General features: G+C 62.6%; 24 protein-coding genes and 4 tRNA genes. 10 read left to right on the forward strand and 18 right to left on the reverse strand.

The features are described 5' to 3' along the window. Position 1: 1 nt before the first annotated feature. From DAES_RS09550 to DAES_RS09565, 4 genes are read right to left on the reverse strand one after another with little or no spacing between them, the layout of a single operon-like run. On the reverse strand, positions 2 to 388 hold the full coding sequence (locus tag DAES_RS09550; protein WP_013514821.1) for a DUF1987 domain-containing protein: 387 nt from the start codon (positions 386 to 388) through the stop codon (positions 2 to 4). A gap of 10 nt (positions 389 to 398) precedes the next feature. Next, a complete protein-coding gene (locus DAES_RS09555; protein WP_013514822.1) occupies positions 399 to 953 on the reverse strand; it encodes a SiaB family protein kinase in 555 nt (184 codons plus the stop codon). A gap of 13 nt (positions 954 to 966) precedes the next feature. Beyond that, positions 967 to 2,142 carry a PP2C family protein-serine/threonine phosphatase gene (locus DAES_RS09560; RefSeq protein WP_013514823.1) on the reverse strand — a complete coding sequence of 392 codons (1,176 nt, stop codon included), beginning with the start codon at positions 2,140 to 2,142 and terminating at the stop codon, positions 967 to 969. A 3-nt stretch (positions 2,143 to 2,145) separates the two neighbouring features. Continuing rightward, positions 2,146 to 3,288 carry a sensor domain-containing diguanylate cyclase gene (locus DAES_RS09565; RefSeq protein WP_173358453.1) on the reverse strand — a complete coding sequence of 381 codons (1,143 nt, stop codon included), beginning with the start codon at positions 3,286 to 3,288 and terminating at the stop codon, positions 2,146 to 2,148. 275 nt (positions 3,289 to 3,563) lie between these two features. Between DAES_RS09565 and DAES_RS09570 the strand changes: the two genes are divergently transcribed. The 7 genes from DAES_RS09570 to DAES_RS09605 all read left to right on the forward strand — a co-directional run bounded on the left by DAES_RS09570 (position 3,564) and on the right by DAES_RS09605 (position 10,527). After that, positions 3,564 to 4,358, forward strand: a complete 795-nt coding sequence (locus DAES_RS09570; RefSeq protein WP_157864839.1) for a substrate-binding periplasmic protein — start codon at positions 3,564 to 3,566, stop codon at positions 4,356 to 4,358. A 115-nt stretch (positions 4,359 to 4,473) separates the two neighbouring features. Beyond that, positions 4,474 to 5,835, forward strand: coding sequence for an L-serine ammonia-lyase (locus tag DAES_RS09575; protein ID WP_013514826.1), 1,362 nt, complete (start codon positions 4,474 to 4,476; stop codon positions 5,833 to 5,835). Between the two features lie 176 nt (positions 5,836 to 6,011). Continuing rightward, positions 6,012 to 6,740, forward strand: coding sequence for an amino acid ABC transporter ATP-binding protein (locus tag DAES_RS09580; RefSeq protein ID WP_013514827.1), 729 nt, complete (start codon positions 6,012 to 6,014; stop codon positions 6,738 to 6,740). Positions 6,741 to 6,815: 75 nt separating this feature from the next. Next, on the forward strand, positions 6,816 to 7,640 hold the full coding sequence (locus DAES_RS09585; protein WP_013514828.1) for an ABC transporter substrate-binding protein: 825 nt from the start codon (positions 6,816 to 6,818) through the stop codon (positions 7,638 to 7,640). 66 nt (positions 7,641 to 7,706) lie between these two features. Next, positions 7,707 to 9,473 carry an amino acid ABC transporter permease gene (locus tag DAES_RS09590; RefSeq protein ID WP_013514829.1) on the forward strand — a complete coding sequence of 589 codons (1,767 nt, stop codon included), beginning with the start codon at positions 7,707 to 7,709 and terminating at the stop codon, positions 9,471 to 9,473. 36 nt (positions 9,474 to 9,509) lie between these two features. After that, positions 9,510 to 9,914 (forward strand): PPC domain-containing DNA-binding protein, encoded by a 405-nt coding sequence (locus DAES_RS09595; protein WP_013514830.1) that lies wholly within the window; start codon positions 9,510 to 9,512, stop codon positions 9,912 to 9,914. 223 nt (positions 9,915 to 10,137) lie between these two features. Continuing rightward, complete coding sequence (locus DAES_RS09605; RefSeq protein ID WP_013514831.1) at positions 10,138 to 10,527, forward strand: cytochrome c3 family protein; 390 nt, start codon at positions 10,138 to 10,140, stop codon at positions 10,525 to 10,527. Positions 10,528 to 10,648: 121 nt separating this feature from the next. Here DAES_RS09605 and leuB read toward each other — a convergent pair whose 3' ends face one another. From leuB to DAES_RS09635, 6 genes are all read right to left on the reverse strand, one after another. Continuing rightward, entirely contained in the window at positions 10,649 to 11,719 is a 1,071-nt protein-coding gene (leuB, locus tag DAES_RS09610; protein ID WP_013514832.1) for a 3-isopropylmalate dehydrogenase, read from the reverse strand. A gap of 38 nt (positions 11,720 to 11,757) precedes the next feature. Beyond that, entirely contained in the window at positions 11,758 to 12,249 is a 492-nt protein-coding gene (locus DAES_RS09615) for a 3-isopropylmalate dehydratase small subunit (protein WP_013514833.1), read from the reverse strand. A 10-nt stretch (positions 12,250 to 12,259) separates the two neighbouring features. After that, positions 12,260 to 13,519, reverse strand: a complete 1,260-nt coding sequence (gene leuC / locus DAES_RS09620) for a 3-isopropylmalate dehydratase large subunit (RefSeq protein ID WP_013514834.1) — start codon at positions 13,517 to 13,519, stop codon at positions 12,260 to 12,262. A gap of 3 nt (positions 13,520 to 13,522) precedes the next feature. Next, a complete protein-coding gene (locus DAES_RS09625; RefSeq protein ID WP_013514835.1) occupies positions 13,523 to 15,058 on the reverse strand; it encodes a 2-isopropylmalate synthase in 1,536 nt (511 codons plus the stop codon). A gap of 131 nt (positions 15,059 to 15,189) precedes the next feature. Continuing rightward, positions 15,190 to 15,948: a CDP-diacylglycerol--serine O-phosphatidyltransferase gene (gene pssA / locus DAES_RS09630; RefSeq protein ID WP_013514836.1), complete on the reverse strand. Its 759-nt coding sequence runs from the start codon at positions 15,946 to 15,948 to the stop codon at positions 15,190 to 15,192. A 41-nt stretch (positions 15,949 to 15,989) separates the two neighbouring features. Further along, the gene (locus DAES_RS09635; protein ID WP_013514837.1) at positions 15,990 to 16,637 is read right to left on the reverse strand and encodes a phosphatidylserine decarboxylase family protein; all 648 of its coding nucleotides are present in this window, start codon (positions 16,635 to 16,637) and stop codon (positions 15,990 to 15,992) included. 97 nt (positions 16,638 to 16,734) lie between these two features. Here DAES_RS09635 and DAES_RS09640 point away from each other — a divergent pair, with 97 nt between their 5' ends. Then, a complete protein-coding gene (locus tag DAES_RS09640; RefSeq protein WP_013514838.1) occupies positions 16,735 to 17,736 on the forward strand; it encodes a metal-dependent hydrolase in 1,002 nt (333 codons plus the stop codon). Positions 17,737 to 17,795: 59 nt separating this feature from the next. Here DAES_RS09640 and DAES_RS09645 read toward each other — a convergent pair whose 3' ends face one another. The 5 genes from DAES_RS09645 to DAES_RS09665 form a co-directional block, all read right to left on the reverse strand. Then, on the reverse strand, positions 17,796 to 18,842 hold the full coding sequence (locus tag DAES_RS09645; RefSeq protein ID WP_013514839.1) for a hypothetical protein: 1,047 nt from the start codon (positions 18,840 to 18,842) through the stop codon (positions 17,796 to 17,798). 227 nt (positions 18,843 to 19,069) lie between these two features. Then, a tRNA-Gly gene (locus tag DAES_RS09650) sits at positions 19,070 to 19,144 on the reverse strand. A gap of 49 nt (positions 19,145 to 19,193) precedes the next feature. Next, positions 19,194 to 19,268, reverse strand: a tRNA-Gly gene (locus tag DAES_RS09655). A 4-nt stretch (positions 19,269 to 19,272) separates the two neighbouring features. Continuing rightward, a tRNA-Cys gene (locus tag DAES_RS09660) sits at positions 19,273 to 19,347 on the reverse strand. Positions 19,348 to 19,352: 5 nt separating this feature from the next. Further along, positions 19,353 to 19,427 (reverse strand) — tRNA-Gly (locus DAES_RS09665). A 218-nt stretch (positions 19,428 to 19,645) separates the two neighbouring features. Here DAES_RS09665 and dksA point away from each other — a divergent pair. After that, positions 19,646 to 20,008, forward strand: coding sequence for an RNA polymerase-binding protein DksA (gene dksA, locus DAES_RS09670; protein WP_013514840.1), 363 nt, complete (start codon positions 19,646 to 19,648; stop codon positions 20,006 to 20,008). A 36-nt stretch (positions 20,009 to 20,044) separates the two neighbouring features. Next, complete coding sequence (locus DAES_RS09675; RefSeq protein ID WP_013514841.1) at positions 20,045 to 21,565, forward strand: NFACT RNA binding domain-containing protein; 1,521 nt, start codon at positions 20,045 to 20,047, stop codon at positions 21,563 to 21,565. Between the two features lie 173 nt (positions 21,566 to 21,738). On the opposite strand, the gene DAES_RS09680 is transcribed toward DAES_RS09675, so the two are convergent. From DAES_RS09680 to gpmA, 3 genes are all read right to left on the reverse strand, one after another. Continuing rightward, a complete protein-coding gene (locus DAES_RS09680; RefSeq protein ID WP_013514842.1) occupies positions 21,739 to 22,725 on the reverse strand; it encodes a VgrG-related protein in 987 nt (328 codons plus the stop codon). Between the two features lie 108 nt (positions 22,726 to 22,833). Continuing rightward, positions 22,834 to 23,943 carry an A/G-specific adenine glycosylase gene (mutY, locus tag DAES_RS09685; protein ID WP_013514843.1) on the reverse strand — a complete coding sequence of 370 codons (1,110 nt, stop codon included), beginning with the start codon at positions 23,941 to 23,943 and terminating at the stop codon, positions 22,834 to 22,836. Between the two features lie 12 nt (positions 23,944 to 23,955). Further along, entirely contained in the window at positions 23,956 to 24,702 is a 747-nt protein-coding gene (gene gpmA / locus DAES_RS09690) for a 2,3-diphosphoglycerate-dependent phosphoglycerate mutase (protein ID WP_013514844.1), read from the reverse strand. Positions 24,703 to 24,718: the final 16 nt, after the last annotated feature.

The raw sequence follows: 24,718 nt of genomic DNA on the forward strand, positions 1-24,718 counted from the left end.
GTCAATCCACGTACTCGACGAGATTGAACCGGAGGTTGCGCACGTCTTCCATGAACTCTTCGCCGCACTCCATGGCGGTCTCGTTCTCCTCGTGGTAGCGCCAGTTGACCACGATGTTGCGGCCCTTGGCCGCCTCGGAATCGAGCATGTCAAAGAGGTCCATGAAGGTCTTGGACGACGAGCTGTTGAAATAGAGAATCTCCATGTTCAGCTCCACCCGATCGTCCCGAACCCGATCGAAAAAACTCTCAAGCCAGTCAAACACCGGTCCGTAGAAGCCGGAGCAGTTCTCCGGATAGGATTCGCCCCTGATCTCCAGGATGCGGGTTACGGGGTCGAAATCTATGTGCGGGGACGACTTGGTCGCCTGTACGCTGAAACGTGTCATGGCAGAACTCCTACTGGGCGACTACTTTCATGGAAAAGAACGAGGTCTCGCAATCCAGGGGTACGAAGTCGTAGTCCATGGGGCGGGACGATTTGCGGGCCATCTCGATAAAGCCGAGGCCCGCACCCTTGGACTCCTCGCCGGGCCGACTCCTGCGACGCTCGCGGTAATAGGCCTTGAGATCGTTGCGGCCCATGGCCCTGAGGGTTTCCAGCTGGCTGGTCAGCCTGTCCACGTCCTCGGCGCGCACCTTGTTGCCGCAGGCCACGAAAAAGCTGCCGTCACTCTCACGGCCCACCACCACCTGGCCGTGGGCCATCTCGCCCAGGCTCGCCGTGGCATGGTTGTGCCGCTCCGACGAATAGCGAACGATATTCTGCATCTGCTCGACCAGGATGGAGAAGACCCGCTGCACGCTGTCCATGCCCGCGTCCTCGGCGCGCATCTTCTCGCGCATCAGTTCGGCCAGCCCCTCGACCACGGCCTGGGAGACCGGGCCATTGAAGTAGAGGATCGTGCCTTTTCCTCTCATTTCTTCGTAATATTTGTACAAATTTGATGCCATGAGCCCCTCCATGCTAGACTTCTAAACCGAGCACAGTCATGTCGTCGCGGCGGCTCTCGCCGCCCTGGTATTCGGACAGGCACGCCATGAGCGCATCGCCCTGCCCGGTGATGGGAGCGGTCCGGTGCTCCTCGATGAACCGCATCAGCCGACTCCGGCCAAAGGGCAGCCGCCTGGGCCCGCCCACCTGATCGACGATGCCGTCGGTGGCCATGTAGAACCTGGCTCCGGGCGCCAGGGCCACCTCGACATCGGTAAAAACGAAATCGCGCGGCGACCGGACATAGCCGAGCCCGCAACGGTCCCCCCTGATGCGCCGGGCCTTGCCCCCCTCGACCGCATACAGGGGCGAATTGGCCCCGGCAAAGACCAGCCTGCCGGAACCGGGCGAGACATGGCACAGAGCGCAGTCCATGCCGTCATCCGAGCGGGTGCCCTTCTCGTTCTGGCCCAGGGCGTCCTTGATCAGCCGGTTGGTCCGGGCGAGCATGCCCGACGGCGAGGCGTCGCCCTCCCGCAGAGCTTTTTCGAGCAGCGACTGCACGATCAGGGTCATGAATGCGCCCGGCACGCCGTGGCCGGTGCAGTCGATCACCCCGATGAAATATCCATCGCCCCACGGCTTGAACCAGTAGGAGTCGCCGCCCACCACGTCACGCTGGCGCCAAAGCAGAAAATGGGCGGGCACAACCCCGGCCAGCGCGCGCTCGTCGGGCAGGAAGGCGGCCTGGATGTGCGAGGCGTAGTCGATGCTCTCAAGGATCTGGTTGCGCGCCTCGGCCAGGGACTGCAAGGCCGACGAGAGCCTGCGCTGGCGGCTGGCGATGGCATAGCCCATCCAGTGCATGTTGCGCTTGAGAGACACGAAATCATGCCCCTCATCATCGTCCGGGGGCGGCTCGGTCACCCCGTACTCGCCGCGCTTGAGGAGCTGGCACTGGGCATTGAGCTCGAGGATGTTGCGCAGGGCGATGACATGGCTGAGCCACTTGGCCAGGGGCACCACCAGGATGATGCCGACCACCAGGAAGCCGACCATGAAGTTGGTGACCGTCTCACGGGCGCCAGAATGGTAAATCACGAGGGTGGTCAGGGGAAAAACCACCATGGCCGCCAGCAGGAGCGCGGTCATCTTGCACTCCACGCTCAAAGCCGACACGGCATGCAGCAGACCGGTCACGACACGCACGGCTCAGGCCTCCCCGTCGTCGCAGGCAACGCCCCTGACCGAGCGGGGGCAGACGGATCGGCGGTATGTCTCCACCCGGTCACGGCCATTCTTCTTGGCCGCATACAGGGCGATGTCCGAATACTTGAGCAGCGAATCAAGGCTGTCCTTGGACTCCTCAAAGGACGCCAGCCCCATGGACACGGTCATGGAGACCGGTCCGCGCGGGGAATCCACGACCGCCCGGCGGATAGTCCTGGCAATGCGCACGGCAACGGCGCAGGCGTCTTCTGCCGAGGTGTCGGGCAGCATGACCGCGAACTCCTCGCCGCCGAGCCTGGCGGCCACATCCACCTCGCGCACGGACTCCCCGATCACGCGGGCCAGCTCCATGAGCGCCACATCGCCCACATCATGGCCATGGGTGTCGTTGATGGCCTTGAAATGATCCACATCAAGCATGATGAGCGACAGCTCGCCACCGCTCCGGCGCGCGCGGTTCAATTCGCGCCCGGCAAGCTCCATGAAATATCCCCTGTTCCACATCCCGGTCATGCTGTCGGTCCTGGCAAGGCGGCACATCTCCTCGATCATCCGCTTGCGCTCGGTGACATCCACCAGGACGCCCACCACGCCCGCCCGAACACCCTTGGCCTCGTCGCCACCCACCATGCTGGCGCTGATCTCGACCCACAGGCTCTCATCACCCGGACCGCAGACGCGCACCTCGTAGCGGCGGGCATCGCCAGCGGCGAGCAACGCCTCGTACAGATGAAAATCCTCATGGTCGCAAAAGATGCGATGCAGCTCGCCCACGGTCCGGATAAAGGATTCCGGGCCCTGGCAGCCAAACATGGCAGCCATGGCCGGGTTCACCTCCACGAACCTTCCGCCCTCGTCGCACCGGTAGATGCCCTCGGTCACATTCTCGAAGATGCTGCGGAACTTGTGCTCGCTCAGGGCGAGATTGCGATTGAGATCATTGAGGGTCTGCTGCATCCGATCGCCCATGGTGACCAGTCTGCGGCTCTGGCGGACAAGCTTCTCATACTCCCGGACCAGCGAGGCGAAGACGGGCGAGGAATGCCCATTGTCAGCAGTTTCCCGGACAGCCTCCCTGGCCATCTCAAGCACTCGCTCCTCTCGCGTGAAAACTTCTTTATGCATGATCACCCCTGGCGGCATCGCCGCTTGGCAATCGTGATATTGAAATTCATTTTCATTGTCAACGCATAATCAGGGATGGGGGTTCTGCGGCTCTTGCGGAATCCAGGCGGAATCCAGGCAGCAGCGACCGGAGGAGCCAAACGCGAGCCAGACAGCGGCTGCCAAAATGGAATACGAAGTCAGCGGTCGGTCAACCCGATATATTCATTGGGAAACAACGATGGATCGCCAGATACCGCTTCACTTGCAGACACAAAAAACGTATGATGATAGTTATGAATCGCAGAAGCCAAAAACCGGGCCGCAAGGGTCGCATGGTCGCGCTCCTCTGGTGTGCGAGTCTCGTCCTGCTCCTGGCCCCGCTGCTCCGCCCTGTCCCGGCGCACGGTGCGGACATCGTCGAGGTTCTGTCCACGGGCCAGTCTTGGGATTTGTTCACCAACCCCGACGGCACGGGACTCTACCATGAGATTCTGAACGCGGTCTTCGCCCTCCACGCCATTCCGGTGCGGCACGAATACGCCACTTCCGACCGGGCCGAAGAGCTTGTCCGCCTGGGGCAGGCCGACATGATGATCTGTGACGATATGGTCAGCCCGCCTCTGGTCATGGCCCGCCACCCCATGTACGAGAATGCCTACCATGTGTTTTTCAGCCGCGGTCGAATCCCGGACTGGCAAGGCCCGCAGAGCCTGCTCGACCGACTGGTGCTGAGTCAGCCCGGATACTACGTCCAGGAGAACTTTCCAGTGCCAGTGCGGATCAAGTATGTCGCCAACGGCGCCCAGGGGCTGGGCATGGTCCTCCTTGGCCGGGCCGACGCCTATGTAGACGACATGGCCTTCATCAGAAAGTCCATCGCCGAAAACACCATTCCCTTCGACATGCTCGACTACGAAATCAGACAAGTGGGAGTCCGCTCGTACCACCCGCTCTTCAACACCTCCCCGCGCGGCCAGGCGATCATGGAGCTGTATGACGAGGGCATGAGGACCCTGCACCAGAACGGCGGCCTGAAGGCCATCTACGAGAAATGGGGGCACCCCTACCCCGACTTCGACAAGTATTGAGCCAGACCGGCCCACACGGCTGCTGATATGACTTCTCCTTTTCCCTTTTTTTGACTATGTTGGGCAGGCCTGTGCCTTTTGCCAGGCAACCTCAACACCGCAGGGAAAGGACGCCATGCCCGCCATATCCACATCGATCTTCGAACTGCTCAAGATCGGGCCAGGCCCGTCAAGCTCGCACACCATCGGCCCCATGCGGGCCGGATTCGACTTCATGGAAAGCGTCCGCCAACTCCCTGACGCGGATCGCCAGAGAGCCGGGACCGTGGAAATCCGCCTGTTCGGCTCGCTCTCGGCCACCGGCAACGGGCACGGCACACCGCGCGCCATCATGGCCGGGCTGCTGGGCCACGAGCCCGACACCTGCCTGCCCAATGTCCTCGAGGAGTTCGACGACAGCCAGCGCCCCTTTGACCTCGACCTTGGCGGCAAGACCCTGCCCTACCACACCCGCGACATCATCTTCGACGCGGTGCAGCACGACTACCCGCACAGCAACACCATGATCTTCCGGCTCCTGAATGGGGCGGAGGTGGTTTTCGAGCGCATCTTCTTTTCGGTTGGCGGCGGCTTTCTGCGCTGGCCGGGGTGGGAAGAGCCCAAGCGCGGCCTCCCGGCCTACCCCTACGAAACCATGACCCAGCTCAAGACCCACCTGCGCGCTCACTCCATGCGCCTGCACGAGCTGCTGCTGGCCAACGAGCAGGCCATCACAGGCATGACCGAGGAGCAGATCTACGCCGGGCTCGACCGGATCACCGAGGTCATGGAAGGGGCCGTGGAGTGCGGCATCGTCACCGAGGGCGTGCTGCCGGGCACCATCGGGCTGCAGCGCAAGGCCCCGGTCATGTACAACCGGGCCAAGAGCGAATATTTTCAGGGTTCGGGCTTCCTCAAGGCGGTCAACGCCTATGCCCTGGCCGCCTCGGAGGAGAACGCGGCCGGACACTGCGTGGTCACCGCGCCCACCTGCGGCGGCGCGGGCGTGCTGCCCGCCATCCTCCACACCCTCAAGCGGCACATGGGAGCCACGCAGGAAGAAATTCGCCAGGGTCTGCTTGTGGCCGCCTGCATCGGGTTCCTGGCCAAGCACAACGCGTCCATCTCCGGGGCCGAGGTGGGCTGCCAGGGCGAGGTGGGCGTGGCCTCTGCCATGGCCGCCGCCTTCCTGGCCTACGCCCGCGGCTACCGTTTTCAGGTCACGGAAAACGCGGCGGAAATAGCCATGGAGCACCATCTCGGCCTGACCTGCGACCCGGTGGGCGGCTATGTCCAGATCCCGTGCATCGAGCGCAACGCCATGGGCGCGGTCAAGGCGTTCAACGCCTACCTCATCGCCTCGACCCTGGACGAGTCTTACCAGAAGGTGGATTTAGACAAGGTCATCCAGGCCATGGCCCAGACAGGCCACGACATGTCGCGCAAGTACAAGGAGACCTCCCTGGCCGGGCTGGCCATGAGCATGACCGAATGCTGACCAAGGCATCATGGTGCAAGAAATGATGGTGGCCAACTGATTCCTCCGAGACCAGCCATTTGACAGAATATTATTCGGCGGCCACCAGTTCCGCCTGAACCATCATTGCCCACAGGCGAAAATTCTGCTAGGAGACCTCTGGCCTTGTGGCTGACCACTTTTATTGGGGAGCGACCGTGATTTCTTTCAAAAATGTAAATAAATGGTATGGGGATTTCCAGGTCCTCAACAACATCAATCTCGATATCAAAAAAGGCGAGGTGGTCGTCATCTGCGGTCCGTCGGGCTCTGGCAAATCCACCCTCATCCGGTGCATCAACCGGCTTGAGCCGATCCAGGACGGCACCATCACCGTGGATGGCATGGCCGTGTCCGACCCCGCCACCAACATGACCCTGCTCCGGGCCGAGGTGGGCTTCGTCTTCCAGCAGTTCAACCTCTACCCGCACATGACGGTGCTGGACAACATCATCCTGGCCCCGACCATGGTCAGGCGCATGAACAGGGGCGACGCCACGGCCATCGCCATGGACCTGCTCAAGAAGGTGGACATCCCGGACAAGGCCGGGGCGTATCCGTCCCAGCTCTCGGGCGGCCAGCAGCAGCGCGTGGCCATCGCGCGCGGGCTGGCCATGCAGCCCAGGATCATGCTCTTTGACGAGCCCACGTCCGCCCTTGACCCCGAAATGATCAACGAGGTGCTCGACGTCATGAAATCCCTGGCCCGAGAGGGAATGACCATGATCTGCGTCACCCACGAAATGGGCTTTGCCCGCGAAGTGGCCGACCGGGTCATCTTCATGGACGGCGGCTTTCTCATTGAGGAGAACACCCCCGAGGAATTCTTCAGCAACCCCAGAAGCGACCGGACCAAGGATTTCCTCAGCAAGATCCTCAGCCACTAGGCTTTTTGGATACGTCCGGGCGGGTACGGTGCGCGCCTGGGTCTTCGGACGAACTCAACGATTGAAGGAGTGGAAATGAGAGTCCTCAAAATCAGTGTTCTGGCCGCCCTGCTTGTCATGGCCGCCACCGTGGCCTTTGCCGGTCCCACCTACGACCGGGTCATGTCCACCAAAGTCGTCAAAGCCGGCATGTCCAACCAGGGCATCCCCGGCGGTTTCATCAACGACAAGAACGAATGGGTCGGCTTCGACGTCGACATGGCCACCGAGATCGCCAAACGCCTCGGCTGCACCCTGGAAAAGGTCGTGGTCAACAACAACACCCGCGTCTCCTTTGTCCAGACCGATCCGCCCAAGGTCGACATGGTCCTGGCTAACATGACCCACAAGCGCGAGCGCGACCAGAAGATCGATTTCTCCATCACCTACTTCTTTGACGGCCAGAAGTTCCTGGCCAAGAAGGGTGCGGTCAAGGACGTCAAGGATCTGGCCGGGATGAAGGTCGGCTCCATGCAGGGCACCACCTCCATCGTCAACGCCACCGAATACCTGAAGAAGCTCGGCAACCCCGACCCCAAGGTCATCGGTTACGACGGTGAAATCGCCATGTTCGAGGCCCTGCGCTCCGGTCGCGTCCAGGCCATCTCCACCGACTCCACCATCCTGCTCGGCTACGCTGCAAAGGTTCCCGGCCAGTTCGAGCTGGTGGGCGACTTCATCTCTGACGAGCCTTACGGCATCGGCCTGCCCCAGGATGATTCCGCATGGCGCGACATCATCAACTTCACCATCCAGGACATGTGGAAGGATGGCACCTACATGACCATCTACAACAAGTGGTTCGGCCCTGACACCGACTACCCCTTCCCCATGACCGAAAAGATTGAGCTGTGGCCCTAAGCTGATTGCTTGAGCCAAACCTGGTCCCGGAGCACCCTGCTCCGGGACCTTTCTTCAGGGAAACGCATGTTCAAGAGATATATCGAGAAAATCTGGATCCAGAATATCACCCTGCTGGCATTGTTCGGTCTGGTGACCTATTATTTCGCCTTTGTCTTTGAATTCAAATACGATTTCAACTGGGCTGTCTTCACCACCGAAGGTCAGTACGGGCACATGGGCAAGCTCATGCTCGACGGCCTGGGGCTGACCATCACCATCACCATTTACTCCGCAGCCATAGCCCTTGGCCTGGGCACCATCTTCGGTCTGGCCCGGCTCTCCAGCTTCAAGCCGGTCTACTGGTTCGCCACCAGCTATGTGGAGCTTTTCCGCAACACGCCGCTGCTCATCCAGCTCTTTTTCTGGAATTTCGCCCTGCCCTATGCCTTTCCCGAGGAAATCCGCATCCAGCTCTTTGATATGAATTTCGAATTCTGGACAGCGACCATCGGCTGCGGCATCTTCACCGGCGCCTTCATGGCCGAGATCATCCGGGCCGGAATCCAGTCCATCCCCAAAGGGCTCCTGGAGGCGTCCTATTCCTCCGGTCTGAACTTCAGCCAGACCCTGCGCAAGATCATCCTCCCCCTTTCCTTCAGGGAGATCATCCCGCCCCTGGGCAGCGAATTCCTCAACAACATGAAGAACACCTCCCTGGCCATGACCATCGGTGTTGCCGAGCTCTGCTGGTCCATGCAGGAGGTCTATTCCCTGACCTACCACACCTTCGAGGCCATGACCGTGGCCACGGCGGTCTATAGCTGCCTTTCCCTGTCCATTGCAGGCATCCTGAATCTGGTGAACATCCGGCTCAAAATCCTACCCAAGGGCCAGGAGCCTTTCCTGCGCAAGATCGCGGACTTCATCTTCCTGCCCCTGAACCTCCTCGGCAATGGCCTTGAGCATATCCTGTGGCATTTCCGCAAGGCACCCGATGCGACAAAGACGCTCTCCCTCATGCGCCGGATGCTGCGCTTTTCCGGCAAGGGGTTGACCCTTTCCTCCAAGGGGCTCTTTGTGGCTGTCCTTGCGTATCTCACCTACAAAACCGGTCTGGCCGTAGCCGGATTCAATTTCGAAATCATTTGGAGCAACCTGCCGACGCTGCTCATCTGGCGGTTTCCCGATGGCGATCCCACGGAATTCTTCCACGGCCTCGGCGGTCTGTCCGGCTCGGTCCTCATCGCCGTCATCTCCATCATCGGCAGCTTCTTCATCGGGCTTCTGGTAGGCATGGGCAGGACGGCAAAGAATCGGATCTTCCGGATTCCCAGTACCGTGTACATCGAATTCGTCAGGAGCATCCCGCTCATTCTGGTCATCTTCTGGACCAATACCGTCATCTTCGGCATCGTCTTCAAGATCGACATCCAGACCTTCTGGGCCGGCACCATCGCCCTGACCTTCTTCTTTGCCGCCTATATCGCCGAAACCGTGCGCGGCGGCATCGAGAACATCCCGGTGGGCCAGGTGGAGGCGGCCACGGCTTCGGGCCTGGGCTACTTTCAGATCATGCGCAAAATCATCCTGCCCCAAGCCCTCAAGCAGATGCTCCCCGCCCTGGTGGGCATGTTCATCGCCGCCTTCAAGGACACCTCGCTGGTCTATATCATCGGCGTCACGGAGCTGACCCGGGCGGCCTACGCCATCAACAACCGGATCATGATCTACCCCTTTGAAATCTTCACCACCGTGGCCATGCTCTACTTCGTGCCCAGCTACCTCATGAGCCAGTACGCCAAACGGCTGGAACGCAAACTCAGCCCCGAGAACGTCAAAATCGAGATGTAGCCCCCGTGGGCACACGGAAAACCAAAGGAGACACCCATGAGCAAGACCATCATGCAACGCCTAAGAAAAGGCGAAGACCTCGTGGCTGAACTGGGCCGCGTCTGTCGCGAAAACGGTATCACCCGCGGCTCCATCCAGGTCATCGGGGCCATGGAGCAGGCCCGGCTGGGCTACTACCACCAGGACGCCCGCAAGTACGAGACCCACGCCATCGACCACCATGTCGAGATCCTGGCCGGGATCGGCAATGTCTCGCTGCTCGACGGCGAGACCTTTGTCCACCTGCACCTGACCTTGAGCGACGCCGCCTGCCAATGCCTGGGCGGCCACGCCATGGAGGGCAACATCATCTTCGCCGCCGAGGCCATCATCACCGAGATCCCCGGCGAGGCCCTCAACCGCGTCTTTGACGAACCCACCGGCCTCAAGCTCTGGGGCTGATCACACCGCAACTCCCCAACCAGACCACAAGCCCTCCCCGGCACCCGCTGCGGAGGGCTTTTTCATGCCCTGCCAGCGGGAAAACTTCGGTCGCCCGTGCGCAAATTCTGTACACTCGCGAAACAAAGCCAATAACATTCCTAGCAAATACAGGTGATTAAAACTTGGCATACCCTTTGCGACACTCCAGGCGACACAGTCCATCAACACCCGGAGGATTCCCATGCATCGCATCCTGCTCACTATCGCCGCCTGTTTCCTGATTCTGGCCGCCACCCCGGCCCTGGCCGCGCCCCCCGCGCCTGCGGACATGCGCCTCGCGCCGCCGCCGTCCATGCAGGCCACCAAGGCTCCGGTCGATTTCTCCCACGACCGGCACGGCAAGGCCGCAATCGACTGTGCCACCTGCCACCACACCTGGGACGGCAAGGGCGCCATCGCCAGCTGCGCCGCAGCGGGCTGCCACGACCAGCCGGGCAAGAAGGAGTCCACGACCTTCTACGCCGCCTTCCATGCCAAGGATTCCACGGCCAGTTGCCTCGGCTGCCACAAGGACATGGTCAAGCAGGGGCGCAAGGCGCCTGTGGCCTGCAAGGATTGCCACGCCAACTAGAGACCGGACGCACGGGTCGGGCAAGCCAGGCACCATGACATAACAGGGCCGACACGCACTCTGTGCGCGTCGGCCCTGATTCGTTGCATTCCGTGGCCGGACTGGTGTCCGGCAGCGAACGCTAGATGTTCGCCAGTACGGCCTCGGCCATTTCCGTGCAGCCCACGAGGCGGCAGCCCGGCTGCATGATGTCGCCGGTGCGGTAGCCCTGTTCCAGGGCCTGCTCCACGGCGGATTCGATGCAGTCCGCCTCCTCGGCCATGGCAAAGGAGTGGCGCAGCATCATGGAAACCGAGAGGATGGTGGCCAGGGGGTTGGCCTTGTCCTGGCCCGCGATGTCGGGCGCGGAGCCGTGGATGGGCTCGAACAGGCCGGGGTTGGCCTCGCCCAGGGACGCGGACGGCAGCATGCCGATGGACCCGGTGATGGCCGCGGCCTCGTCCGAGAGGATGTCGCCGAACAGGTTGCCCGTGACCATCACGTCGAATTGGGACGGGTCGCGCACCAGTTGCATGGCCGCGTTGTCCACATACATGTGCGACAGCTCGATGTCCTCGTAATTCCTGGCGTGCTCATCAATAACCACCTCGCGCCAGACCCTGGACACGTCAAGCACGTTGGCCTTGTCCACGGAACAGACCCGGCTTGAGCGCTTGCGCGCGGCCTCGAAGGCGACCCGCGCGATGCGCCGGATCTCGTGCTCCCGGTAGACCATGGTATTGAAGCCGAAGCGCTCGCCGTCCTGCATGCCGTCGAACCTCGGCTCGCCGAAGTAGATGCCGCCGGTCAGCTCGCGCACGACCATGACATCAAGCCCGCGCGCCACGATGTCCGGGCGCAGGTAGCAGGCTTCGGTCAATTGCTTGAACAACGTGGCCGGGCGCAGGTTGGCGAAGAGCTTCAGCTCCTTGCGGATGCCGAGCAGCCCTTTTTCGGGCCGGATGGCCGGGTCGATGGTGTCCCACTTGGGGCCGCCCACAGCGCCCAGCAGCACGGCGTCGGAATCCTTGCATTTGGCCACCGTGTCCGCCGGAAGGGGCACGCCCGTGGCGTCGATGGCGCAGCCGCCGATGAGCGCCTCGGTGGTTTCACATGCGCGGCCATGTTTGGCCGCCACCTTGTCGAGCACGCGCATGGCCTGGGCCACGATCTCGCGGCCAATGCCGTCTCCGGGCATAACGCAAATCTTCATGATTCTCTCCAGTGATTTTTCCGGTTCGTCCTGCGCCGCTAGGCGAGCCTGCGCTTGGCGTATTCCACGAGTCCGCCCTCATCCAGGATGTTCTGCATGAACGGCGGCACGGGCGCGCAGGTGATCTCGTCGCCGGTGGTCAGGTTCCTGATGACGCCGGTGGCGGTATCGACCTCGATCCGGTCGGTGTCCCTGATCCTGGCGATGTCGTCGCCCACTTCGAGCAGCACCAGACCCATGTTGAAGCCGTTGCGGTAGAAGATGCGGGCAAAGCTCTTGGCCACCACCACCGGGATGCCCGCGCCGAGGATGGAGATGGGCGCGTGCTCGCGCGACGAGCCGCAGCCGAAATTGTCCCCGGCCACGATGATGTCGTTGGGCTTGACGCGCTTGACCCAGCCCGCCTCAAGCCCTTCCATGCAGTTGGCGCCCAGCGTGGCGGTATCGGTGGTCACCAGGAAACGGGCCGGGATGATGGCATCGGTGTCTATGTGATCGCCCACCATGTGGGCGGTTCCGGTCACTTTCATCGTCTCTCTCCTAGAGTTTTGCGGGGTTGATGATCTCGCCCGCGATGGCGCTGGCCGCAGCCACCCAGGGGTTGGACAGGAAAACCTCGCTTTCGAGGGAGCCCATGCGGCCCTTGAAGTTGCGGTTGGTGGTGGCCACGGTGCGCTCCCCGCCAGCCAGGATGCCCATGTGCCCACCCAGGCACGGACCGCAGGTGGGCGGCCCGACAATGCACCCGGCGTCCATAAAAATCTCCATCAGCCCTTCCTTCATGCACTGCTTCCAGATGGTCGGCGTGGCGGGCAGGATGATGCAGCGCACCTTGGGATCGACCTTGCGGCCCTTGAGGATGGACGCGGCCTCGCGCATGTCCTCGATGCGCCCGTTGGTGCAGGAGCCAATGACCGACTGGTGGATGCGCAGCCCCGAGGTCTCGTCCACAGGCTTGACGTTGTCTGGCAGGTGCGGACAGGCCACCTGCGGGGCCATGGAAGTCACGTCGATCTCCACCAGCCGCTCGTAAACCGCGTCTTTGTCCGGGGTCATGGCCACATCGCCCAAGCGGCCCGCCTGGGCCGTATAGGCCAGGGTCTTGGCGTCCACCGGGAACAGGCCGACCTTGCCGCCCGCCTCGATGGCCATGTTGGCCATGGTCATGCGGCCCTCCACGGTCAGATTGTCCACGGCCTCGCCGGAAAATTCCAGGGCCTTGTAAAGCGCTCCGGCCACGCCGATGCGCCCGATGAGGTTGAGGATGTAATCCTTGCCCCCGACATACTGGCCGGGCTTGCCGGTCATGTTCACCCGGATGGTGGGCGGCACCTTGAACCAGGTCTCGCCAAGGGCCATGGCCGCGCCGATGTCGGTGGAGCCCATGCCCGTGGCAAACGCGCCCAGACCTCCGTAGGTGCAGGTGTGCGAGTCCGCGCCCACCACCACGTCGCCGGGGCCCACAAGGCCCTTCTCGGGCAGCAGGGCATGCTCCACGCCCACCTCGCCGCACTCGTAGTAATGGGTCACGCCCATGGCCTCGGCGAACTCGCGCACCACCTTGACCTGCTCGGCGGAGTCGATGTCCTTGTTGGGGGTGAAGTGGTCGCAGACCAGGGCGACCTTGTCCCGGTCAAAGACCTTATCGGCTCCCATGGCCTTGAACGACTTGATCGCCAGGGGGGCGGTGATGTCGTTGGCCAGGACCATGGACACGCGGCACTGGATGATCTGCCCTGCTCCGGTGATCTCCTGATCCGTATGTCCCTGCAGGATTTTCTCGGCTAAAGTCTGACCCATCACTTATTTCTCCTCTTTGGCTTTTTCCAGCCTGTTCAGTGCATTGATCATGGCCAGAGCGCTCGCCCTGATGACATCGCCGTCGTTGGCGCGGCCCACGGACTTGACGCCGTCGTGCTCGATGCGCACCGCCACGCCGGCCAGGGCGTCGGACCCCTCGGTCACGGCGTTGACCGAATAGAATTCAAGTTTCGGAGACATCCCCACAAGGGAGTAGATGGACTTGAACACCGCGTCAACAGAACCTTCGCCGAATTCGCTGGTGCGCCTGATCGCGACCTCATCCCCTTCGCGGCCAAATTCCATGACCATGGCCGAATGGGGCGGCACGATGCCGGTGCCGGAGAAGACGCTCATATCCACCAGCCGGAACCGGTCGCGGCGGCGGTAGACCTTCTCCAGGATCAGGGCCTCCACGTCCTCGTCAAAGACCTGCTCCTTCTTGTCGGCCAGTTCCTTGACCGCCTTGAAGAGCACCTGCACCTGTTCGTTGTCCAGCACGTAGCCCAGTTCCTCGGCCTTCCTGCGCACCGCGTGGGAGCCGGAATGCTTGCCGATGACGATGTCGTTGCTGGTGCGGCCAATGGAGGCCGGGGTCATGATCTCGTAGGTCAGCCGGTTCTTGAACACCCCGTCCTGATGCACGCCCGACTCGTGGGCAAAGGCGTTGGCCCCGACAATGGCCTTGTTGGGCGGGATGGGCATGCCGATGATCTGCGAGAGGCGGCGGCAGGACGGGAATATCTGCTCGGTGACGATGCCGGTCTCGACATCGTAGAGTTCCTTGCGGGTGTTCAGTGCCATGACCAGATCCTCCAACGCGGCGTTGCCCGCCCGCTCGCCAATGCCGAGTACCGTGCACTCCACTTGGCGCGCCCCGGCCCGGATGGCGGCCAGGCTGTTGGCCACGGCAGAGCCGAGGTCGTTGTGGCAGTGGACGCTGATGATCGCCTTGTCCACGTTGCGCACATTGTCCATCAGGTACTTGATCAGCTCAAAGTATTCAAAAGGCTGGGTATAGCCAACGGTGTCCGGGATGTTGACCACCCGCGCCCCGGCGTCGATGACCGTCTCGGTGACCTTGACCAGGAAGTCCCAGTCCGATCGCGAGGCGTCCTCGGCAGAGAACTCCACATTGTCGGTGTATGAGGCCGCGTGGCGCACGGCCTTCTCGGCCATGACCAGCACCTCGTCTGCGGTCTTGCCGAGCTTGTATTTCATGTGGATGTCGCTGGTGGCGAGGAAGGTGTGGATGCGCGGGTTCTCCGCCTCCTTGATGGCCTCCCAGCAGCGATCGATGTCACCGGTCACGGCCCGGCACAGCCCGGCCACCTGGACGTTGGAGACCGCCCTGGCGATGGCCTGCACGGCCTCGAAATCGCCCTGGCTGGCGATGGGGAACCCGGCCTCGATGATATCCACGCCCAGGGTCTCAAGCTGCCGGGCCATGCGGATCTTCTCGTCCAGATTCATGGTCGCGCCGGGCGACTGCTCGCCGTCGCGCAAGGTGGTGTCGAACACGTATACTCTGTCAGCCATTGCGTCCTCCGTTGCGGCCCTTTGCCAAGGGCCCTGAAAAAAGTTCGTGAATATGAATAAACCCGCCAACGCGCATCGTGTGCGCGGCGATCAGGGGTCAGTACGACGTACCAGTATGGGATGAGTGAGAGCTAGCCCAGCTCTTCCTTGGAGCTATCCCGTAGTAGTCGCTTGCCTCTGCGGGATAGTAGGAAAAGGGTGTAGAGCGGCCCGGAAACGATATAGCCCAGGAAGAAGACGAACCCCAGGAGTCTGGGACGGGAGGCGATCAGGGAAAAGACCAGGATCGCCGTGACCATCCAGCTGAAAGGATGGGCGGTGAACGCGCTGAGTTCCTTGAAGGAATAGAAGCGGATGGTGCTGACCATGAAGAAGGAGAGCACGTAGACCAGCACCAGGGTGGCGGTGGGCAAGAGCGTCTCCATGGCCGATGCTGGCAAATACACGGTGAACAGCACCAGGGTGGCCAGGGTGCAGGCCGCAGCCGGGATGGGCAAGCCCACGAAATGTTTCTTGGAGGTGGTGGCGGTCTGGACGTTGAACCGGGCCAGCCTGAGCGCGCCGCAGGCCATGAACAGAAAGGCGGCGATCAGCCCCAGCCTGCCGAAATCCTCAAGCACCCAGAGATAAGCCATGACCGCAGGCACCACGCCAAAAGCCACCAAGTCGGCCAGGGAGTCGAGCTGGACGCCGAACTCGCTGGTGGTGTTGGTCAACCGCGCCACCTTGCCGTCCAAACCATCGAACACGCAACTCGCCAGGATGCACAGGGCACAGGAAGTAAAATCCCCCTGGATGGCCCAGATCAGTCCCAGAAAGCCGATGAACAGGCTGGCCGTGGTCAGCAGGTTCGGCAGAAGGTAGACGCTCTTGTGTCGTGGCAGGCTCATTTCTCCAACCAGATTGATCTGTTATCCAACATTCTCCGGGGTTACGCCTTGCGCTTTTCCGCCAGAGCCGTCTCGCCTGCGACCACCGTGTCGCCGACCTTGACAAGTGATACATAGCCATCAGGCATGTAAAGGTCAACTCTTGAACCGAACTTGATCAAGCCAAACCGCTCTCCCCGCTTGAGCTTGTCCTGTGGCTCGGCCCAGCAGACGATGCGCCGCGCGATGAGCCCGGCGATCTGGACCACGGTGAAACGCTGGTTGCCCTTGCCGGTGATGACCATCACGTTGCGCTCGTTGTCCGTGCTCGCCTTGTCAAAGGAGGCGTTGAAGAACTTGCCGGGGATGTAACGGACCAGCTCGACCTTGCCGGAAACAGGCATGCGGTTCACATGGACGTTGAAGACGTTCATGAAGACGCAGATGACCTGGCGCAACTCGCCGCTGACCGGGTCCGACGCCTGGCCGACCTTGATCACCTTGCCGTCTGCGGGCGAGCACACGGCCTCGGCGTCCTCAGGCCCGACCCGCTCCGGGTCGCGGAAGAAATGGCCAATGAAGCAGGTGATCCCCAGACCGATGACGGCCATGGGCCAAAAGCCGATGACCGCGAATATCAGGGTCGCGAAGGCCGCGATGAGTATATAGGGAAGACCCTCAAGGGCAACGCCCACGGACGGTTTCAGCATGTCGTCTCACTCCTTTGTCTTTCCCGGATATCTACCCGCCACAAGCACAAACCGCAAGTTCGTTTTACAATTCGGGCCTCATGGCATATCATGGGCCATGGACCCGGTCACCCACATATCCTCGGGCGTCATGGGCGCGCTGGCGGCCCGCAGGTGGCTGCCAGGGGCGCGATATCTCGTCCCCTTTGCCATGCTCTGCGCGTGGATTCCGGACGCAGACATCTTCTTTGGCGACGGTGACCCGGAATTCGACCTGCTGCACCATCGGGGCATCACCACCTCTTTCTTCGGCGGGCTGGTCATGGCCCTGGCCCTGGCCGCGATCTACCGGCGCATTTCAAGGAACACCTCCTTTGCCGCAGCCGCTTTTTTCGCCTATGCCATGATCCTGACCCACATCTGGCTCGACCTGATCACCACCTACGGCACCCAGATCCTGGCCCCGTTCTCCACCCACCGCTTCGCCCTGGACGGCGCGTTCATCATCGACCCGCTCTTCACCCTCATGGCCCTGGCCCTGATCGGTCTCGCCATTGTCATGAAAAAATCCAGGCACGCCATCGCCCTGGCGGGCATGGTCTGGTTCTTCGCCTATCCGCTGGCCAACATGGCCGCAGGCGCGTATCTTGAAGGGGTTTACGCCCGCCAACTGACCGCGAGCGGCGTTGACTTCGACGAGGTCCACGTCACGCCCGACGCCCTGTCGCCCCGGTACTGGAAGGTGGTCACCACCCTTGACCAGGACTACCTGCTGGACACCATGGACCTGCTGGGCGGAGCGGTTGAACCGCCCCGCCGCTACCGCCGGGCCGACACCGGCGAGCTTGAAACCCTGGGCGGGCAGGAGTCCATGTTCGCCACCTACGCATGGTTCGCCAAATGGCCCTATGTCACCCGCGAAGCCTCGCCCGACCCCGCCGGGACCGCGGTCGCTTTTGGCGACCTGCGCTTTGCCAGCACCAATCCGGTCCTGGCCCGCCACTTTGGCGGCAGGCGGCAGCCCTTCGTGCTCACGGCCTTTGTCGACGAGGCGGGCAGGCTCAAGCGCTGGAGCTTTGCCAAGGGCGCAAGCTCCTTTGACGAATCCCTGGAGCATTGATCCGATCAAACGAAAAGCCCGGCACAAGGCCGGGCTTGAACGTCATCATCCCGAAACATCTAGGTCAAATACCGATAGAACCCCGTGCCCAGCCGGTGCATGGGCAGCACCCGCCCCTCGATGATCAGCCCCTGGGGGATGAACTCGGCGTTCATATACTCCGGCGGGGCCTGGAAGGCGTTCTCCTTGGCAAAGATGAGGGAGATGCCCGCCTGTCCACTGTGGGCGATGAGCCCCTCGGGGAAAAAGGCGGCCCGGTCCGCATTGCCTGCCACTGCGCCGAAAAAAGCCTTGTACTTGTTGAAGAAGTTTGCCTCGCACAGGGACTGCTGCATCCCGGCCACCATCTCGTTGGCCACGTAGCTGATCATGCGGCCGCGCAGGATGTTGTAGGCCCCTTCGCGGGTGGGGTCGGCCAGCATGACGCTGCCCGCGCCCAGCGAGTGGACCAGATCGTGGGTGCGCTCGCCCGAGACCGGGTCGGCCTGGAAGCCGAGGGTCTGCACGTCGGCAAAGCCGTTGCGCCGCGCCTGGATCTGCTGGGCCAACAGCATGATGCCGGTCCCGGCCCCGATGTCTACTCCGAGGTAGGGTCCAAGATAGGGTCCGTCATGGGGGTGGGATGGGCGGGGCGCGTCGCGCTGGCCGATGACCGCGCGCATGACGTGGGCCGCCCTGGGCGCGTCCGCCAGAGCCCGAAGCACCGGCGACCACTGCCTGAGCCGGTTCATGATCTCGATGTCGTCGCCCGGCTCGTTGAGGCTGTGATGCCGGGAGAACTGCCCATACAGCCCGGCTATCTCGCCGTACTCCACCCGCTCCCCGTGCGCCCCGTCATGGACGTAGGCAAAAAAATACTTCACCGCCACGTTGAGAAAACACTCGTCGGTCGCCACCTGATCCGGGTCGCACAGCCGCTCGATGTCCTGCGCCAGACTGTCAGGGGTGTAGAAATCCGGCGCAATGCCCGATCCCGCATAATCCAGGGCGGTCGTGAAATTCCTGGCCTGCATGCCTGCCGAGGCAAGCGGCGAGCCGTTCAGAAGGAACGCCGGGCGTTCCTCCCCGGCCCGGCGCGGCCCATGTGTCTGATGCGTCTTGTTCATATGTGGTGTGCGACGGTGTTTCGGTTTGGGAAATGTTTGCCGTCGCACGCCACTTTGCAGAGACCATACCGCCACGCGCGATAATCGTGACAAAAAAACAACCTTTGTCAATATTGCCAAAAATACCCTGTCCGCACAATATGTTGGATAATGGAGAGAAAGGAAGGCCTGTCGCTTGGCCAGGGAGAAAAAAGCCGACCCTCGGATAAGGGCCGGCTGGCATGCTCTGGAGCGGGAAACGGGATTTGAACCCGCGACTTCAACCTTGGCAAGGTTGCACTCTACCACTGAGTTATTCCCGCGCGTGGTGTTCGGGAAAGGGGCCGACCCGTAGGTCGGCCCCGAATAGCCTGGAGCGGGAAACGGGATTTGAACCCGCGACTTCAACCTTGGCAAGGTTGCACTCTACCACTGAGTTATTCCCGCGCTGTGGAGGCGACATCCGGATTTGAACCGGAGAATGGAGGTTTTGCAGACCTCTGCCTTACCACTTGGCTATGTCGCCTCTTCTGGAGCGGGAAACGGGATTTGAACCCGCGACTTCAACCTTGGCAAGGTTGCACTCTACCACTGAGTTATTCCCGCTCTCAAAAGCGAAACACTGTTTACCCACGCCACCTTGAGGTGTCAAGCCTATTTTGCATTTTGGCCGTAAAAGCAAAGAGTATGAACTCCTTGAATTTTTTCGACTAATGGAAAGGCTTTACTTTTGGGTCAGTTTTGGTATACCTACGCGCTTTAATTCGTTGATTTCCAATCGACGAAACCCCTCAACCGACCCGCTGCCAATCCAGGGGAGACGTATGGACGCACAAGACCTTCAGTACTTCAAGGATGCCCTGAACGGAATGCTCGATGATATTCTCAGGAAGAGCGAAGAGACCATCGAGGACATGACCGAATCGGGCGAAGTCTACGCCGACCCGGCTGACCGCGCCACTGCGGAGTCCGACAGGGCCTTCACGTTGCGCCTGCGCGATCGCGAGCGCAAGCTGATCAAAAAGGTCCAGAAGGCCATCAACCGCATCGAGGACGGTAACTTTGGCGTCTGCGTAGAGTGCGGCGACGACATCTCCATCCCGCGCCTCAAGGCCAGGCCCATGACCACGCTCTGCATCAACTGCAAGAGCAAGCAGGAAGAAGACGAAGCTGTTCGCGGCGACTAGCCGCCCGTTCGTCGCGCCGCCCGCCCCGCAAACGCCATGGAAGCAAACTTCTTTCGCTTCCTCGCCGCCGAGCTGGGCCACACGCTCCTTGGCCGCCGCATCGACAAGGTGTTTGGCCCTGTCCCCGGAGTGTGGACGCTGACGCTCCAGAGCGCGGGCGAACCGCTCCACCTGCTCTTCAGACCGGCCAGACTGGCCGGTCTCCTTTTCCTGTCCGTTGTCAAACCCCCCAATCCCAAGGACGCCCCGGCCATGGCCATGTGGTTTCGCAAACGGCTGCGCAACCGCAAGATCATCGGCTGGACCATGGACTGGCCTTCCCTGCGTCTGGCCCTGGAGCTGACCCCGCGCCAGGATCCGCCTTGCGGCGACCATCTCGTCCTTGATGTGCGAAACGGCATGAGCCTTGTCGATTCCTTAGAGCCCGGGTTCGGCGCACAGCCCGACTGGCCCGCCCTGGAAGACGTGCTTGAGGACCCGGACATCTGGCGCGAGTATCCGCACATCTCGCCGCCGCTGCGCAAGGCTCTGACCGGCCTGCCGCCTGACGAGGCGCACCGGCTCTACCTGAACGTGGCTGGCGGCACGGCGCAGACCTTTCATCTCCCGGCCCAATCCGACACGCCCCAGCCGCCCCAGGCGTGGCCGGGCGGACAGGACGACGACTCGTTCAGCACGGCTATTGGGGCGGCCAACGCCTTTGGCCAGCGCACCCTCTTCCCGCTCCTGGAGATGGAAGAGGAACGACCGGAGCAGACCCGGCTCAAGCGCGAACGAAAGAAGATCAAACGGAATCTGGCCCGGCTGGACGAGGAAGAGGCACGCCTGCGGGAACTGGCCAACGAGAAGATCATGGCCGAGGCGTTGCAGGCCGAGCTGTACCGGTTCAAGGACGCAAAGTCTCTGGAAGCAATCACCGTGACCCACCCGGAACGCGGACCCATGACCGTGGCCCTCAACCCGCACCTCTCGCCCGTGGAGAACATGACCCTCCACTTCAAGCGGGCGGCCAAGGCCGAGCGCGGATTTCCCCATATCCACCGACGGCGCGCCGAACTGCTGGACCAGCTCGACCAGCTTGAGCGCGGCGTGATCCAGCCCCTGGCCCGGCCCGACGAATCCGACATCCCCCTGCCCCAGGGGCCTCCCCCCCTGCCCAAGCGGTATAGAGGACTGGCGGTCACGGTCTTCAAATCCAGCGACGGCTTCACCCTGGTGCGCGGCAAGAACAAACGAGCCAACCACGACATGCTCAGCCGCGCGGCCAGCCCCTTTGACTACTGGTTCCATCTGGCGGACGCCCCCAGCTCCCACGTCATCCTCAAGCGCGACCACCCGGCCCAGGAAGTGCCGGAGCGCACCCTGATCGAGGCCGCCCGGCTCTGCGCCATCAAAAGCCACAGCAGGGACGATGGCAAGGCCGAGGTCATGTACGCCCTGGTCAAAGACGTGCGCAAGGTCAAGGGGTTCGCCCACGGCCAGGTGGTGGTGGACAAACGGCTGGGCACCCTGCGCGTGGACCTGGACCCGGACATCGAAACCTCCCTTTCCCGATAAAAAAGGCGCGGTTTCCCGCGCCTCAGAGTATTGACAAAGCCCACTCTGGCAGGCTGCTGAGAAAGGTTCGAGTGCTAGGCGCGAAAAAAAGGCAAGACCGACGCGTATATATAATACGCGAGGGTTTGCCTTTTTTGAAGCAACGACGCAATCGGGCCTTTGTCAGCAGCCTGCTAGACCATGCGGCTGAGCGGCGTGTGCTCCAGCATGTTCAGGGCCAGCTGCTTCTCCTCGTTCAACCGGCTGACCACGCTCTGGCGGACCCGCTTGGTGGACGAGCCAAACTGCCCCTTGCGGGTGTCGTACACGCCCTCGATGAGCTTCTCGCTGAACTCCCCCTCGCTGGCCGAGGTGACGAACCGGTCGATGACCTTGCCGAAAATCCTGGCCGCGCCGGTGGGACCGTGCTGCACCGCCGTGCTCCAGAGCACCTCGCGCAGGGCGGGCGGCGCATTGTCGAAATCAAGCCCGGTCTGGTCGAGGATCATGGTCCTGGCGGGCGCATAGGTCTGGTCGACGATGAACTCGTGCTGCAAACGCCCGAACCTCTCCGGGTCCTCGGCGGCAATGGCCTTCCAGGCGGCGGGCATCCCCCCGTGTGTTGAGCCGGTGTCCGCCGATCCCGCGTTGCGCAGTCGCTCGCCCCAGGCCGGGGCGTGCTCGTCGAGATAGGAGAGAAATTTGTCCATGGTGCCGGGTTTCGAGGCGATCTGGTAGGTGCCGTAGGAGGTGCCGCCCACGCTGTCGTAGCCTATTGCGGCCACCCCGGCTTTGCCGGACTCGAAACGCGCCGAAAGCGCGCCCACATCAGCCATGTCCGCGCCGGTCGCATCTCCCGTGGCCGACAGGCCGGAGCGCGCCCCCGGCCTGCCCGCCCCGATCCGGGGCAGCCCGGCCTCGTCGCGCATGAGCCGGTTGATGGTGGCCAGGGCCTCGAACATCATGGCGTCGTTGACAATGGAAACATCCAGGCCGCCCCTGCCGCCCTCTTCATAGTCCCTGCCCCGTTCGCCGAACAGGCTCTGGGTCATGTGCATCTGCGTTTCAAAGGCCTTCTGCAACGTCGAGTCGCGGCGACCGGGCTTGCTGGTCCCGTCCGCCTGCCCGTCGCTTCGCAGGGATGCCATGGCATCAAAATTCGCACTGGTGCCAAAGGTCATGACGATTCTCCCAAGTCAAAAGTTTGGCATGAAACCATGCCTCCGACCTGGATATAGCAAAGGGCGTGCCTTTCGCGGCAACAATCTGTTTTGACGGAAGAAACGGAATCAGTCGTGCCGACCGGCATCAAACCATCCGGCAGCGCGGGCATCGCGCTCCATGAACTCGATGAGCCGCCTGTGCCCGGCCGGAAAGGCGTACTCCGCCAGTTGCGCGGGCAGGACAAAGCCCCCTTCCGCGGCCTCGTTGAACACCGGGACCGGCTCGGCATCGCCCGTCAGGCGGCACCGATAACAGTGCATGGTCACCCGGTAGCGGGTGTAGGAATAGGCGACCACCGTGATCTTCTCCACCGGCTCTACCACAAGCTCGACCTCCTCGCGAAACTCGCGGGCCAGGGCCTGCCTCGGCGTCTCCCCCGGCTCGACACAGCCGCCGGGGAACTCCCACAGACCGGGCCAGACATCGCCGGGCCGCCGCTTCTGGATGAGCACCCGCCCGTGGCGCACCAGGACGCCGGTGGCCATCTCGATGCGGATGGCTTTGCGGGAGGGCGGAAGGACGGGCCGTGAGTCCGCCACGCCGCGGGCATGGGCCAGACAGTGCGCCCGCACCGGGCACTCCCCGCACCGGGGGCGCTTGGCGCAGACCAGCGCGCCCAGCTCCATGAGGGCCTGGTTGAAATCGCCGGGCCTGTCTTCGGGGATAAGGGCGCGCACAGTCCGTTCCACGGTCTGCCGGACACCGGTTTCGGCCACTGGCGCGTCCAGGTCGAGCAGCCGGGCAAAGACGCGCAGGACATTGGCGTCCACCGCCGGTTCGCACAGGCCAAAGGCGATGCTGGCCACGGCCCCGGCAGTATACGCGCCCACGCCGGGCAGGGCGCGGATGGCAATGGGATCGGACGGAAACACACAGCCGTGCGCATGCGCCAAGACAGACGCACTCTTGAGGATGTTGCGGGCACGGGAATAATAGCCCAGCCCCTCCCAGAGCTTGAGGACATCCTCCTCGCGGGCCAGGGCCAGGGATTGCAGGTCGGGATAACGGGCCATCCACCGGTCAAAATATCCCACCACGCGGTCAAGCTGCGTCTGCTGGGCCATGATCTCGGATATCCAGACGCGGTAGGGGTTGGGCTCGCGCCGCCAGGGCAGGTCGCGACCGTTGGCGTCGTACCAGTCGAGCAGATGTGAGGTGAAAAGGTTCCCGTCCATGACGGGCCAGCACTACCCGCCCTTGGCCTGATTGGCAACCGCCTCGGCAGCCCTGGCCGCAGCCTCCTGGTCGCCCAGGTAATACCGGTTCAGGGCTTTCAGGCTGTCGTCCAGCTCGTAGACCAGGGGCAGGCCGGTGGGGATGTTCAGCTGGGTGATGGCCTCCTCGTCCATGTCGTCGAGGTATTTGACCAGTCCTCGCAGGGAGTTGCCGTGGGCCACGATGAGCACGCGCTGGCCCGCATGGATTTGCGGGGCCACGGTCTCGAACCAGTAGGGCATGGTCCTGTCGATGGTGGCCTTAAGGCTCTCGCAGCGCGGCACCTCCCCCGGCGAAAGGGCGGCATAGCGGGGATCGTGGCCCGGATAGCGGGCATCGTCCGGTTCGAGCGGCGGCGGGGGCGTGTCAAAACTGCGTCGCCAGGCAAAGACCTGCTCGTCGCCGTAGCGGGCCGCGGTCTCTGCCTTGTTCAGCCCCTGGAGCGCGCCGTAGTGGCGTTCGTTGAGCCGCCATGTCTTGAAGACCGGCAGCCACATGAGGTCCATCTCCTCCTGGATCAGCCACAGGGTGCGGATGGCCCGCTTGAGATAAGAAGTATGGGCGATGTCAAAGGCAAATCCGCCGTCGCGCAGGAGGGCCGCGCCGTCCACCGCCTCGCGGACGCCCTGGGCCGTCAGGTCCACGTCGGTCCAGCCGGTGAAACGGTTTTCGAGGTTCCACTCACTCTGCCCGTGCCGCACCAGTACCAGCTTGTGCATGTCCCCCCTCCGTGTG

The sequence above is a fragment of the Pseudodesulfovibrio aespoeensis Aspo-2 genome (genome assembly GCF_000176915.2).
Taxonomy (GTDB): Bacteria; Desulfobacterota; Desulfovibrionia; order Desulfovibrionales; family Desulfovibrionaceae; genus Pseudodesulfovibrio; species Pseudodesulfovibrio aespoeensis.

Coding starts and splice junctions, on each gene's coding strand:
- DAES_RS09550 (WP_013514821.1), bottom strand. CDS start 388: ATGACACGTTTCAGCGTACAGGCGACCAAGTCGTCCCCGCACATAGAT.
- DAES_RS09555 (WP_013514822.1), bottom strand. CDS start 953: ATGGCATCAAATTTGTACAAATATTACGAAGAAATGAGAGGAAAAGGC.
- DAES_RS09565 (WP_173358453.1), bottom strand. CDS start 3,288: ATGCATAAAGAAGTTTTCACGCGAGAGGAGCGAGTGCTTGAGATGGCC.
- DAES_RS09570 (WP_157864839.1), top strand. CDS start 3,564: ATGAATCGCAGAAGCCAAAAACCGGGCCGCAAGGGTCGCATGGTCGCG.
- DAES_RS09575 (WP_013514826.1), top strand. CDS start 4,474: ATGCCCGCCATATCCACATCGATCTTCGAACTGCTCAAGATCGGGCCA.
- DAES_RS09585 (WP_013514828.1), top strand. CDS start 6,816: ATGAGAGTCCTCAAAATCAGTGTTCTGGCCGCCCTGCTTGTCATGGCC.
- DAES_RS09590 (WP_013514829.1), top strand. CDS start 7,707: ATGTTCAAGAGATATATCGAGAAAATCTGGATCCAGAATATCACCCTG.
- DAES_RS09595 (WP_013514830.1), top strand. CDS start 9,510: ATGAGCAAGACCATCATGCAACGCCTAAGAAAAGGCGAAGACCTCGTG.
- DAES_RS09605 (WP_013514831.1), top strand. CDS start 10,138: ATGCATCGCATCCTGCTCACTATCGCCGCCTGTTTCCTGATTCTGGCC.
- leuB (WP_013514832.1), bottom strand. CDS start 11,719: ATGAAGATTTGCGTTATGCCCGGAGACGGCATTGGCCGCGAGATCGTG.
- DAES_RS09615 (WP_013514833.1), bottom strand. CDS start 12,249: ATGAAAGTGACCGGAACCGCCCACATGGTGGGCGATCACATAGACACC.
- leuC (WP_013514834.1), bottom strand. CDS start 13,519: ATGGGTCAGACTTTAGCCGAGAAAATCCTGCAGGGACATACGGATCAG.
- DAES_RS09625 (WP_013514835.1), bottom strand. CDS start 15,058: ATGGCTGACAGAGTATACGTGTTCGACACCACCTTGCGCGACGGCGAG.
- pssA (WP_013514836.1), bottom strand. CDS start 15,948: ATGAGCCTGCCACGACACAAGAGCGTCTACCTTCTGCCGAACCTGCTG.
- DAES_RS09635 (WP_013514837.1), bottom strand. CDS start 16,637: ATGCTGAAACCGTCCGTGGGCGTTGCCCTTGAGGGTCTTCCCTATATA.
- DAES_RS09640 (WP_013514838.1), top strand. CDS start 16,735: ATGGACCCGGTCACCCACATATCCTCGGGCGTCATGGGCGCGCTGGCG.
- DAES_RS09645 (WP_013514839.1), bottom strand. CDS start 18,842: ATGAACAAGACGCATCAGACACATGGGCCGCGCCGGGCCGGGGAGGAA.
- dksA (WP_013514840.1), top strand. CDS start 19,646: ATGGACGCACAAGACCTTCAGTACTTCAAGGATGCCCTGAACGGAATG.
- DAES_RS09675 (WP_013514841.1), top strand. CDS start 20,045: ATGGAAGCAAACTTCTTTCGCTTCCTCGCCGCCGAGCTGGGCCACACG.
- DAES_RS09680 (WP_013514842.1), bottom strand. CDS start 22,725: ATGACCTTTGGCACCAGTGCGAATTTTGATGCCATGGCATCCCTGCGA.
- mutY (WP_013514843.1), bottom strand. CDS start 23,943: ATGGACGGGAACCTTTTCACCTCACATCTGCTCGACTGGTACGACGCC.
- gpmA (WP_013514844.1), bottom strand. CDS start 24,702: ATGCACAAGCTGGTACTGGTGCGGCACGGGCAGAGTGAGTGGAACCTC.